Raw genomic sequence first — 12,141 nt, forward strand, 5'->3', positions numbered from 1 at the left:
GTAATATTCTTCATGCTTGTACCCTTTTCTCGTGTTAAATTTCGCTCCCACTCGTCCTCCCTAGTTCAAGTGGTTTTTCTAGGAATATGATAAAATAGAAAAGATAATATATTTATTTAATGGAGTGATTGTGATAGTATTTATTGAATTGATAAATGAGAAGATTAAAGCAGTGTAGATAAATTGGAATTTGTGGAGAGATAGGATGATTAAAAAAAGTGTGGAATCGGAACAAGGAAATACGTATTATTGGACTAATGAAAATGTCGAAAAACCATGCATTGTAATGCTTCCTGGATTGACAGCTGATCATAGATTATATGATAAACAAGTAGATGAATTTAAAAAGGATTTCAATATTATTGTTTGGGATTGCCCATGTCACGGAGAGTCCAGACCATACAGTACGTTTAATTACAAATTAGTGACGCAAGAACTGGAAATTATATTAAAAACAGAGAATGTTAAATCGGCAATATTTATTGGGCAATCACTTGGAGGAATGATAGCTCAATATTACATAGAAGGACATCAAGAACAAGCAATAGGTTTTATTTCTATAGATAGCGTTCCTTTTGGAAATTATTATAGCAAATCAGATATGTTTTGGTTAAACCAGATTGAGTGGCTAAGTAAACTATACCCAGATAAAATGCTAAGAGATTTTATGGCAAAAGGTTGTGGTGTTTCTGAGTATACTCAGAACAGTATGAAACTTATGCTCTCAATCTATAGTAAAAGGGAACTATGCCATTTGATGTGGATAGGTGAAGCAGCATTTATTCCTGAAAATCATGAAATAAATTTGAAATGTCCTGTAATACTTTTACTTGGGGAGAACGATAAGGTTGGTAAAGTGTCGCAGTATACAAGAGAGTGGCACAAAAGGGAAGGATACCCACTACATATTATTAAAAATGCCGCTCATAATTCAAATCAAGATAATCCTGATGAAGTAAATGATTTAATAAGGAAATATATAAATAAATGGCTATAAAGATATTGTAACTACTGTAAAATCGACAAATCCTAGTTTGTTGAACTTAGCAATTTATAAGTTTTTAAGAGATAGAACCTATAAAACTTGCACGAGAACTGTAGGTAGGAGAAGAAATCTTCCTATTGACTTATCTCAGTGTAGTTAATAAATTTGGGCAAATTAAGTCATGGGATAGCAGTATATGAAATGCGATAGATTGTTTTGGAGATAAGGAATTTTTATCATTTTGGAAATTCCAAGAGATTCTTTCTACAGTGGAAATTATTTTGACTTTGATAAAATTCCAGAAAATATGACCTATACTCTTTGGATAGAAAAATACGCTTTTGAACCTCCTCATGAATTTGAAGATTATAGGGAGGATGTTATTAGAAAGATTCGTCCGAAACTTGAGCAACTGGAATTAAAAGGATTTAAATTTGTAGAAGAAATAGATGGAGAACATAGACGTAGGAATTAGGATTTTAAAATTTGGGATTTTTTCTAATTCATTGCTTATTTTTAACCGTTATACCAAAGTTAATTTTTAGCAGTGAAAATATGATAAAATAGAAAGAAAATACATTTCCTTAAAAAATTAAGATACAACTTTGTTTCCATATTTCCTGGAAACTGATAGAAAGTAAGGAGAAACATGGAACAAACTAACCAAAAATCCCAGTGCCAACAACTCTGGGCTAGAAACAAATACCTCGTTTTGAGTCATTCTAGCAATATTTACAATGAGATTCGCCAATACTTGAAGAATGAAGTGGTGGAGGTAAGTCATGTTCAGGAACTGATCGACCGTGCCTGTCAAATCCCTGAGCATAGAGGTCAGGTTTGCAATGCCTTTCAGCATATTTGGGGCTATTTCAAAAAGAAAGCGACAGATGCCGAGCGTAAGGACTATATGCTCTTGCTGGATCGCTACCGCTATGGTCAGGCTTCTAAGGAAGACTTGATCTCTAAGACTCGAGAGTTGCTTGATCGCTATCCCAATACCTACTTGCAACATTCGACTTTACTGAAAGGAGACTCCCATGAGACTTTGGCATGAGGCTTTGATTTCACAACTTCCCCGTCCTCAACTTTTGGGGCAACATCGAGAGTGCTGCGCCCTGCGTGGCAATGGCTGGGGTAGAAAGCATGCGACGGTGGACTATGTCTTTACCCACTCGCCCTATCGTCTCTACGCCTATCATCTCTTGATCATGGAGGAGATGGCTGACCGTGGCTACAATGTCAGTCCAGAATGGTTGGACAAGAACTACCGAGGCAAAATTTGTCCAGCTTATGAAGACTTGCCTGAGGAAAAGTTGGACAATCCCATCTATAGTGAGCATGATGCAGAATACTATGAGGAGTGTCTGGCTAATCTCCGTGAGAAAGGCATTGAGCTGGAGTAAGAGTCAGGAATAGCTCCACATTATAACTCTTCTCAAAATTTTTTCGAATAATAAAAATGAGACCTTTAGAATGATTCTAAGGTCTTCTTTTTATTGGTATTAGGATTTACTTTTAATAACTTTTGAGTTATAATCGTTGAAAAAGCCAAGCGTGAACTGAAGGAAATAAAAGAAAGAAGGGTAAGTGATGAAGAATAGTGCCATTGGAAGTAATTGGAAAGATATCCGATCTGAACTCTTTAGCAAGGAGGAAATTCTTGAAAGTGATATGCGAGTGGCTATCATGAGTGAGTTGATTGAGGCCAGGCATGAACAAGGAATCAGCCAGAAAAAGCTAGAAGAACTTAGTGGAGTGAGCCAGCCCGTCATAGCTAGGATGGAGACAGGCAAGACTAGTCCTCAGTTGGATACAGTCTTAAAAGTTTTAGCCAGTTTAGGAAAGACACTAGCAGTCGTACCACTTGAACAGGAAAAAAGTTGATAGGGATGAAATTCCTTGGATTTCTAAAAGCATCCACAGGGGAATTTCACCTCCCGTCCGCACTTTTTAAGGGAAATATCAAAATTACCAAAGGATAACTAACCTATAGTCTTTTCTAATACCAAGCCATAGTCACTGATGAGAATCGTCAATAGCTCGTTTGAGCATTCTAACTAAAATACAGCAATAAAACAAGCAATACAAAGGATTTGAGACACTGGTCTCAAGTCTTTTTCTTTTGTTCGAAAAAGCGATATAGTTTCAAACTATATCAAAGCCTAATTATTTACAATTATACAGACAGTTTCTTTTCTGTTAAGATAGTTTCAACAACAAATTTTGGAGGACACATCATGTCAACTACGATCATCGGTTTCCCTCGTTTGGGTGAATTCCGCGAATTGAAATTTACAACTGAAAAATACTTTAGAAAAGAAATCTCAGAAGAAGAACTCTTGGCAGCAGCTAAAGAATTGCGTGCGAAACACTGGAACATTGTCAAAGAAAAAGGAATCACTGAAATCCCATCAAATGACTTTTCTCACTATGACAACTTCCTAGATGCAGCTTTCCTTTTCAACGTGGTGCCTGCTTCAGTTCAAAACTTGGACTTGTCTGACCTTGAGCGCTACTTTGCTTTGGGTCGTGGTTACCAAGGTGAAAAAGGGGACGTGCGTGCCCTTCCGATGAAGAAATGGTTCAACACCAACTACCACTACATCGTGCCTAAATTTGAAAAAGATACTCAAGTAAAATTGGCAGGTCACAAGATCTTTGATGAGTTTCAAGAAGCCAAAGAACTTGGATTGAACACTCGTCCTGTTCTTGTAGGTCCATTCACTTTCCTTCAATTGTCAGACTTTGAAGAAGGCGTGAAAGCAGAAGACTTCGTAGACAGCTTAGTAGCTGCTTACCAAGAAGTTTTTGCTAAATTGGCTGAACTTGGTGCGACTCGCATCCAACTCGACGAAGCGGCTCTTGTCAAAGACTTGACAGCTGAAGAAAAAGCTCTCTTCTTGAACCTCTACAACAAACTCTTGGCTGACAAGAAAGGTCTTGAAGTCTTGCTTCAAACTTACTTCGGAGACGTTCGTGACGTTTATGCTGACCTTGTGAAATTGCCAGTAGATGCGATCGGTCTTGACTTCGTTGAAGGTAAGAAAACTCTTGAACTTGTTAAAGGTGGCTTCCCAGCTGACAAGACTCTCTATGCAGGTATTGTCAATGGTAAGAACATTTGGCGTAACAACTATGAAAAGAGCTTGGCTGTTCTTGAGCAAATCCCAGCTGAAAACATCGTATTGACAAGCTCATGCTCACTTCTTCATGTGCCATTTACAACTGCTAATGAAGAATTTGAACCAGCTATCTTGAACCACTTTGCCTTTGCAGTTGAAAAATTGGATGAAATCCGTGACTTGGATGCTATCCGCAACGGTCAAGGTGCAGAAGCTCTTGCAGCTAACAAAGAACTCTTTGCGACTGAGCGTGTGGGTGAAAATGCAGAACTTCGTGCGCGTATCGCTGGTTTGACAGATGCTGACTACACTCGTTTGCCAGCCTTTGCAGAACGTGAAGCTATCCAAGAAGAAGCTTTCAAACTTCCAGCCCTTCCAACAACAACCATCGGTTCATTCCCTCAAACTAAGGAAGTCCGTGCTAAACGTTTGGCTTACCGTAAGGGTGAATTGTCACAAGAAGAATACGACGCTTTCCTTGCTGAAACCATCGACGAATGGATCAAATGGCAAGAAGAAGTTGGATTTGACGTGCTTGTACACGGTGAGTTCGAGCGTAACGACATGGTTGAGTACTTCGGTCAAAACTTGTCAGGTTACCTCTTCTCTAAGAATGGTTGGGTACAATCATATGGTATGCGTGGGGTAGAAACCACCAATCATCTGGGGTGATGTAACTCGTCTTAACCCTATCACTGTCAAATGGTCTAGCTACGCACAAAGCCGTACTGACAAACCTGTTAAGGGTATGTTGACTGGACCTGTTACCATCCTTAACTGGTCATTCCCACGTGAAGATATCTCTATCAAGGACTCAACTCTTCAAATCGCTCTTGCCATCAAGGATGAAGTTCTTGACCTTGAAGCTGCAGGTGTGAAAATCATCCAAATCGACGAGGCTGCTCTTCGTGAAAAATTGCCACTCCGTCGTAGCGACTGGTACGAAGACTACCTTGACTGGGCTATTCCAGCCTTCCGCTTGGTACACTCTACAGTAGCGCCAGACACACAAATCCACACCCACATGTGTTACTCAGAATTTACAGATATCATCCCAGCTATCGACAACATGGACGCGGACGTTATTTCCTTTGAAGCAAGCCGTTCAAACCTTGAAATCTTGGACGAACTCAAAGCGAAAAACTTCCAAACAGAAGTGGGACCTGGGGTTTACGATATCCACTCTCCTCGTGTGCCTAATGAAGGCGAAATCGACCACACAATCGATGCTATTCTTGCTAAAGTACCAAGCAAGAAAGTTTGGATCAACCCTGACTGTGGTTTGAAAACACGTGGTATTCCAGAAACAAAAGAAAGCTTGATCCGCCTTGTCGAAGCAGCAAAAGCTGCGCGTGAGAAATTGTAAGATAAGATTTCTCTCTTGACCCTGACTGATCAAGGAACTGCTTGGCCTAGCTGGCTCAGCAGTCATGAAATCAAAAAGAAAAGGATAATGACTATGTCACGCCAAACTCCGTCACTTTCATTTGAAGTGTTCCCTCCAAACCCAGCTGTGGGTAATGATAAGATTATTTCCGCTCTTCAAGATATGCAGGAGCTAGCACCTCACTTTATCAGTGTGACTGCCAGCAATAATAAATTTAATATCAAGGAAACGACGGTTCGTTTGGCTGACTTTATCCAGAATGATTTGGCGATTCCAACTATTGCCCACTTGCCAGCTATCTATCTGACCAAGGAAAAGGTTGCTGAAACCATTGCAGACTTGGACAAGGTTGGGGTACAGAAAATCTTGGCTTTGCGTGGGGATATTATCCCTGATGTGGAACCACAAAAGGATTTCCGCTACGCAACGGACTTGATCGAGTTCATCAAGGAACAAGCCCCTCACTTTGAGATTGTCGGAGCTTGTTACCCAGAGGGGCACCCCGACTCGCCAAACCAGATCTCAGATATTCAAAATCTCAAGAAGAAAGTGGATGCAGGCTGTTCAAGCCTTGTAACGCAACTTTTCTTTGACAATGAGCGTTTCTATGATTTCCAAGACAAGTGTACCTTGGCAGGGATTGATGTTCCTATTCATGCGGGGATTATGCCAATTCTGAACCGTAATCAAGCCCTTCGTCTCTTGCAAACGTGTGAGAATATCCACCTTCCACGTAAATTTAAGGCCATCTTAGACAAGTATGAGCATGACCCTGAGTCGCTCAGAGCAGCAGGACTTGCCTATGCCGTGGATCAGATCGTGGACTTGGTAACTCAGGATGTCGCAGGTGTACATCTCTACACCATGAACAATGCAGAAACAGCAAAATACATCCACCAAGCAACCCACGCCTTGTTCAACCATCAGTCTTTAGGATAATAAAAAGCAAACCATTCTTCTCAGGTGAGGGGAAGTGGTTCCTTTTTAATAGAAAAGCCCGCACTTTTTAAGAAAAATATGATAAAATAGACTCTGTACGTACTTGATACAAAGATGAGGGTATTTAGGTTGTAGAAGTTTGTTTAAAGTGGATTATTTTTTAAACAAAATATGATAATAGGTGTCTCAAAAAACACGAACGGAGTGAGTATTTAAAAGATATTTCACGCTATAGTGGTATCCTAGAGAATAACTCTGTTATTTTCTAGGACGGAATTTTTTAGACTTTAGGCTAAAAAATTAGGGATGAAATTCCCTGGATTTCTAAAATCATCCACTGGATAATTTTACCTTCCGTCCGCACTATTCCAGTGAAATATCAAAAAAACTACTTAATTGAATTTTGGTCTCATTTCTTAGGAAAAAAGATAAGCTTCCTTGCACTCATCGAGTGTGGTGTCACCTTCCTATTTTTCTACAGAAATGTTTGGCAAGCCGAACCGTCCAAAATATCTTGATTAATTGAACACGCCTACAACTCTGTGGAAAAAGATAAATCTACCTAGGAGCAGTCGCTCCATCGTTCGATCTTCTATTTTCCTTTGAGTTGCTTAACGGCTTAGTATCTTGATCTTTGTAGGCAAGGCGTATAATTTCATCAATCCAAAGGGGATTAAAATGACAAAACAAGTGTTTCAAACGACTTTTGCTGGTCGTGAGTTAATTGTAGAGACTGGTCAGGTTGCTAAGCAAGCAAATGGCTCTGTTGTCGTGCGTTACGGTGAGTCAACTGTCTTGACTGCTGCCGTTATGTCTAAGAAAATGGCAACTGGGGATTTCTTCCCTCTTCAAGTCAACTACGAAGAAAAAATGTATGCGGCTGGGAAGTTTCCTGGTGGCTTTATGAAACGTGAAGGACGTCCTTCAACAGATGCGACTTTGACAGCGCGTTTGATTGACCGTCCAATCCGTCCTATGTTTGCGGAAGGTTTCCGTAACGAAGTGCAAGTGATCAATACGGTTCTTTCTTATGATGAAAATGCCTCTGCTCCAATGGCGGCAATGTTTGGATCATCTTTAGCGCTTTCTATCTCAGACATTCCATTTGACGGACCTATTGCTGGGGTACAAGTAGGTTATGTTGATGGCCAAATCATCATCAACCCTACGCAAGAACAAGCAGAGCAATCTCTCCTTGAATTGACAGTAGCTGGTACCAAGCACGCCATCAACATGGTTGAGTCTGGTGCCAAAGAATTGTCAGAAGAAATCATGTTGGAAGCCCTTCTTAAAGGTCACGAAGCAGTCAAAGAATTGATTGCCTTCCAAGAAGAGATCGTTGCGGCAGTTGGTAAGGAAAAAGCAGAAGTCGAATTGCTTCACGTAGATGCTGAATTACAGGCTGAAATCATCGCAGCCTACAACAGTGACCTCCAAAAAGCTGTCCAAGTAGAAGAAAAATTGGCTCGTGAAGCTGCAACTCAAGCAGTTAAAGACCAAGTGACTGCTGTTTACGAAGAAAAATATGCAGACCATGAAGAATTTGACCGTATCATGCGTGATGTGGCTGAAATCTTGGAACAAATGGAACACGCTGAAGTACGCCGTTTGATCACAGAAGACAAGGTTCGTCCTGATGGTCGTAAGGTCGATGAAATCCGTCCTTTGGATGCAGTTGTCGATTTCCTTCCTCGTGTGCATGGTTCCGGTCTTTTCACTCGTGGACAAACGCAAGCTCTTTCAGTCTTGACCTTGGCTCCGATGGGAGAAACGCAAATCATCGATGGTTTGGACCCAGAGTACAAGAAACGCTTTATGCACCACTATAACTTCCCGCAATACTCAGTAGGGGAAACAGGTCGTTACGGAGCCCCTGGTCGTCGTGAAATCGGTCACGGTGCTCTCGGTGAGCGTGCCCTTGCGCAAGTTTTGCCAAGCTTGGAAGAATTTCCATATGCTATCCGCTTGGTAGCAGAAGTCTTGGAATCAAACGGTTCTTCTTCTCAAGCCTCTATCTGTGCGGGAACGCTTGCCCTTATGGCTGGTGGTGTACCAATCAAGGCGCCAGTAGCTGGTATTGCCATGGGTCTCATCTCAGATGGAAATAACTACACTGTATTGACAGATATCCAAGGATTGGAAGACCACTTTGGAGACATGGACTTTAAGGTTGCAGGTACTCGTGAGGGGATTACAGCTCTTCAAATGGACATCAAGATCCAAGGGATTACTGCAGAAATCTTGACTGAGGCTCTTGCTCAAGCCAAGAAAGCTCGTTTTGAAATCCTTGATGTCATCGAAGCAACCATTCCAGAAGTTCGTCCAGAATTGGCTCCAACTGCACCGAAAATTGATACCATTAAGATTGATGTTGATAAGATCAAGATTGTCATCGGTAAAGGTGGAGAAACCATCGACAAAATTATCGCTGAAACAGGCGTTAAGATTGATATCGACGAAGAGGGTAATGTGTCTATCTACTCTAGCGACCAAGATGCTATTAACCGTACCAAAGAAATCATTGCTGGTCTAGTTCGTGAGGCTAAAGTCGATGAAGTTTACCATGCTAAGGTTGTTCGTATCGAGAAATTTGGTGCCTTTGTCAACCTCTTTGACAAGACAGACGCCCTCGTTCACATTTCGGAAATGGCTTGGACGCGTACTAATAATGTCGAAGACTTGGTGGCTATTGGAGACGAAGTCGATGTCAAAGTTATCAAGATTGATGAAAAAGGACGTGTTGATGCTTCTATGAAGGCTCTTCTTCCACGTCCACCAAAACCTGAGCGTGATGAAAAAGGTGAAAAGTCTGAACGTCCTCACCGTCTACGTCATCACAAGGACCACAAACCGAAGAAAGAATTTACACATAAACCAAAAGATTCAGAATAAGAAAGGAGAAATGTATGGGATGGTGGCGCGAAACCATTGATATCGTAAAAGAAAATGATCCAGCGGCGCGCACCACTTTGGAGGTTCTACTGACCTATCCAGGTGTCAAGGCCTTAGCTGCCCACCGTCTCTCGCATTTTCTATGGAAGCACGGCTTCAAACTCCTAGCTCGGATGCACAGTCAGTTTTGGCGCTTCTGGACTCAGATTGAGATCCATCCGGGGGCTCAGATAGAATCAGGTGTCTTTATCGACCATGGTTCTGGATTGGTGATTGGAGAAACGGCTATCGTTGAGACGGGAGTTCTCCTCTATCATGGGGTGACTCTTGGGGGAACAGGGAAAGACTGTGGCAAACGCCATCCTACCGTTCGAAAGGGAGCTCTCATATCGGCTCATGCCCAAGTTATTGGACCAGTGGAAATCGGTGAAAATGCCAAGGTGGGAGCAGCCGCAGTTGTTGTGGCAGATGTACCTAGTGATGTGACAGTTGTCGGAATTCCAGCGAAGATTGTCCGTGTTCATGGTGAGAAAGACGAGCCAACCATTCACGAGGTAGAGGAGAAACGGAAATACTATCTAGACAAGCTAGAGCATGCCCGTGAAGCCAGTCACAGATCGTCGGGGTTGTAGAGGATACCTATATGATTCAAGCAAGAAACAAGTTAAGCCAAGAGGAGTTATCTGAGGCGAAAAAACTCATTAACTGTTGCCAAGCCTATGACGGTACCTATCGTGATCCCTATCTTTCTAACATGCTTAATTTTGACCCAAACATGCCCGCCTTTTTCCTTTATTATGAAAAAGGCGAACTTGTTGGTTTATTAACTGTCTATGCAGATGACCAAGATGTGGAAGTGACGATACTGGTTCATCCAGATCATCGCCGTCAGGGGATTGCGCGTGCATTGTTTACTAGTTTTGAGAAAGAAACGGCTTCTTTCCCTATTCGTTCAGTCACTTTTCAGACAGAACGTATTTTTCTAGAGCGTCATCCTGATTTTGTCAGCAACTGGGGATTGGTCGAGGATGAAGAGACAGAAACCTGGTTAGGTAAGGATAGAAGACCTTATCAGTTAGTAACTGTTTCTAATCTTGAAGTTTTGTTAGCAGATAGTTCGTATCAGGAGCAAATTAGCCAGTTAAAATTTCAGGTATTTTCAGAGGAACATGAATCGAGAGAAGTTGTGGATAGATATGTCGCTGAAGCTCTGAAGGATTCAGAAAGTCGCCTATATATTTTATTAAAAGACGGTCAGGTTATTGGGACTTGCACGGTAGATTTATCGACTAATACGAATTACTTCTACGGTTTAGCAATATCAGAACTTGAACGTGGCAAAGGCTACGGAAGCTATTTAGCAAAATCCCTAGTCAACCAACTGATTGAGCAAAATGATAAGGAATTTCAGATTGCAGTAGAGGACAGCAACGTAGGTGCCAAGCGCTTGTATGAAAAAATCGGCTTTGTCAAACAGACACAGGTAGTTTATTTGAATGAGAAAGAGTAGAAAAATGCTATTAGAAGAATTCGAAAATGTACCTGCTGTTATCGAACCAACTGATCGAAGTATTCGTGGTGGTGGAGAAATCTGTGACACGATCATTTTATCTTTTAATGGAGAAATCATTGAACGAGTAAAGCAGTTTGAAGATGTTTACGAAGGTGGCTATCTAACCAATCTAAATGGTAGATTTCCATGGTATATCTATGAAAAGGATGGGAGTAAGGTAGCAGTTGCTATAGCTACGATTGGAGCCCCGATGGTTGTTGGGCTCTTAGAAGAACTCAAAGCAAGAGGATTTAGTAACTTTATTGTGTTGGGTTCTTGCGGAGTTCTAGACCAGTCTATTCAGGCAGATAAGATTATCCTACCAAGTTCAGCTCTACGTGATGAAGGTACAAGTTATCATTACGCTCCTGCAAGTGATGAGATAGCTTATGACGAAACTTTGCTCTTAACTATGGAAGGAGCCTTGAACAAATCTGGCATTGAGCACATTCGAACAAAGGCTTGGACGACTGATGCCTTTTATCGAGAAACGCCTGATAAGGTCAAGCGTCGCTTGGTTGCTGATGCACAAGTGGTGGACATGGAAGCTTCAGCTATCATGGCTTGGAGTCAATTTCGCAAGAGTAAAGTCTATCAGTTCTTCTACACAGCTGACTATGTGGATCATCATAACCGAACCTGGGATGCCCGCCATGAAGAGCGGACAGCTGATGCCATGACTTTTTTCACTATCGCTTTGACAATAGCAAAGGAACTAGAAAGGTAACTACAAGAATGGCAGTATATTTTTACGGCTGTATCACCATGGATGGCTACTTGGCAGACAGCCAGCATAGGATAGACTGGCTGCATCAGCTTGGTTCTGTAGAGGATACAGGCTATGATGACTTTTACAGGCAAATGGATATCACCATCATGGGCAAGCGGACCTTTGAGGAAGTCCAAGATTTGCAAGATGTAGAAAGTTTTTATCAAGCTACGGAAAACTATGTTTTTACGCATGATAGGCACCTGCCTGTTAGCAATTACCAGCCAGTAGCTGGGGATGTGGTGGACTTTGTCCACCAGATTGACAAAGGCAAAAATGTCTTTGTGATTGGTGGTAATTCCTTGGTAGGACCGCTCTTGGATGCGGATCTTTTCGACCACCTCATTATTCAGATAGCACCCCTTATCCTAGGAAAGGGGGTTCCCCTCTTTACCCAAGAGGAAGGGCAGCGCTTTTACCAACTGGATAGCCTCAGACAATTTGGCCCTTTTGCAGAGCTGGTTTTCAGCCGAAAAAGTCAGAAATAGAGAAGGG

The 12,141-nt window shown here is 41.7% G+C and carries 11 protein-coding genes and 1 pseudogene; all 12 read left to right on the top strand.

Translation table 11 applies throughout. The features are described 5' to 3' along the window. Positions 1-205 precede the first annotated feature (205 nt). The 12 genes and pseudogenes from SORDD27_RS01125 to SORDD27_RS01180 all read left to right on the top strand — a co-directional run bounded on the left by SORDD27_RS01125 (position 206) and on the right by SORDD27_RS01180 (position 12,134). Entirely contained in the window at positions 206-997 is a 792-nt protein-coding gene (locus tag SORDD27_RS01125) for an alpha/beta fold hydrolase (RefSeq protein ID WP_049484307.1), read from the top strand. A 229-nt stretch (positions 998-1,226) separates the two neighbouring features. Further along, positions 1,227-1,460, top strand: a complete 234-nt coding sequence (locus SORDD27_RS01130; protein ID WP_049484308.1) for a hypothetical protein — start codon at positions 1,227-1,229, stop codon at positions 1,458-1,460. Between the two features lie 174 nt (positions 1,461-1,634). Next, positions 1,635-2,039, top strand: coding sequence for a YbgA family protein (locus SORDD27_RS01135; protein WP_049484309.1), 405 nt, complete (start codon positions 1,635-1,637; stop codon positions 2,037-2,039). Continuing rightward, complete coding sequence (locus SORDD27_RS01140) at positions 2,023-2,388, top strand: TIGR02328 family protein (RefSeq protein ID WP_061426839.1); 366 nt, start codon at positions 2,023-2,025, stop codon at positions 2,386-2,388. Before SORDD27_RS01135 ends, SORDD27_RS01140 begins: the two co-directional genes overlap by 17 nt. A 187-nt stretch (positions 2,389-2,575) precedes the next feature. Then, positions 2,576-2,869, top strand: a complete 294-nt coding sequence (locus SORDD27_RS01145) for a helix-turn-helix domain-containing protein (RefSeq protein ID WP_061426842.1) — start codon at positions 2,576-2,578, stop codon at positions 2,867-2,869. A gap of 353 nt (positions 2,870-3,222) precedes the next feature. Continuing rightward, a pseudogene (gene metE / locus SORDD27_RS01150) lies at positions 3,223-5,473 on the top strand (5-methyltetrahydropteroyltriglutamate--homocysteine S-methyltransferase). Between the two features lie 93 nt (positions 5,474-5,566). After that, on the top strand, positions 5,567-6,433 hold the full coding sequence (metF, locus tag SORDD27_RS01155; protein ID WP_061428029.1) for a methylenetetrahydrofolate reductase [NAD(P)H]: 867 nt from the start codon (positions 5,567-5,569) through the stop codon (positions 6,431-6,433). Positions 6,434-7,111: 678 nt separating this feature from the next. Further along, complete coding sequence (gene pnp / locus SORDD27_RS01160) at positions 7,112-9,325, top strand: polyribonucleotide nucleotidyltransferase (protein ID WP_061426844.1); 2,214 nt, start codon at positions 7,112-7,114, stop codon at positions 9,323-9,325. 14 nt (positions 9,326-9,339) lie between these two features. Then, on the top strand, positions 9,340-9,957 hold the full coding sequence (cysE, locus tag SORDD27_RS01165) for a serine O-acetyltransferase (RefSeq protein ID WP_061426845.1): 618 nt from the start codon (positions 9,340-9,342) through the stop codon (positions 9,955-9,957). An 11-nt stretch (positions 9,958-9,968) separates the two neighbouring features. Next, positions 9,969-10,835: a GNAT family N-acetyltransferase gene (locus tag SORDD27_RS01170; protein WP_061426847.1), complete on the top strand. Its 867-nt coding sequence runs from the start codon at positions 9,969-9,971 to the stop codon at positions 10,833-10,835. A 4-nt stretch (positions 10,836-10,839) separates the two neighbouring features. Further along, a complete protein-coding gene (locus tag SORDD27_RS01175) occupies positions 10,840-11,604 on the top strand; it encodes a nucleoside phosphorylase (RefSeq protein WP_061426850.1) in 765 nt (254 codons plus the stop codon). Positions 11,605-11,612: 8 nt separating this feature from the next. After that, the gene (locus SORDD27_RS01180) at positions 11,613-12,134 is read left to right on the top strand and encodes a dihydrofolate reductase family protein (RefSeq protein ID WP_061426851.1); all 522 of its coding nucleotides are present in this window, start codon (positions 11,613-11,615) and stop codon (positions 12,132-12,134) included. Positions 12,135-12,141: the final 7 nt, after the last annotated feature.

Source organism: Streptococcus oralis (assembly GCF_001579025.1).
In the GTDB taxonomy this organism is placed as follows: Bacteria; Bacillota; Bacilli; order Lactobacillales; family Streptococcaceae; genus Streptococcus; species Streptococcus oralis_X.

Coding starts and splice junctions, on each gene's coding strand:
- SORDD27_RS01180 (WP_061426851.1), top strand. CDS start 11,613: ATGGCAGTATATTTTTACGGCTGTATCACCATGGATGGCTACTTGGCA.
- SORDD27_RS01140 (WP_061426839.1), top strand. CDS start 2,023: ATGAGACTTTGGCATGAGGCTTTGATTTCACAACTTCCCCGTCCTCAA.
- SORDD27_RS01135 (WP_049484309.1), top strand. CDS start 1,635: ATGGAACAAACTAACCAAAAATCCCAGTGCCAACAACTCTGGGCTAGA.
- cysE (WP_061426845.1), top strand. CDS start 9,340: ATGGGATGGTGGCGCGAAACCATTGATATCGTAAAAGAAAATGATCCA.
- SORDD27_RS01145 (WP_061426842.1), top strand. CDS start 2,576: ATGAAGAATAGTGCCATTGGAAGTAATTGGAAAGATATCCGATCTGAA.
- SORDD27_RS01175 (WP_061426850.1), top strand. CDS start 10,840: ATGCTATTAGAAGAATTCGAAAATGTACCTGCTGTTATCGAACCAACT.
- SORDD27_RS01125 (WP_049484307.1), top strand. CDS start 206: ATGATTAAAAAAAGTGTGGAATCGGAACAAGGAAATACGTATTATTGG.
- pnp (WP_061426844.1), top strand. CDS start 7,112: ATGACAAAACAAGTGTTTCAAACGACTTTTGCTGGTCGTGAGTTAATT.
- SORDD27_RS01170 (WP_061426847.1), top strand. CDS start 9,969: ATGATTCAAGCAAGAAACAAGTTAAGCCAAGAGGAGTTATCTGAGGCG.
- metF (WP_061428029.1), top strand. CDS start 5,567: ATGTCACGCCAAACTCCGTCACTTTCATTTGAAGTGTTCCCTCCAAAC.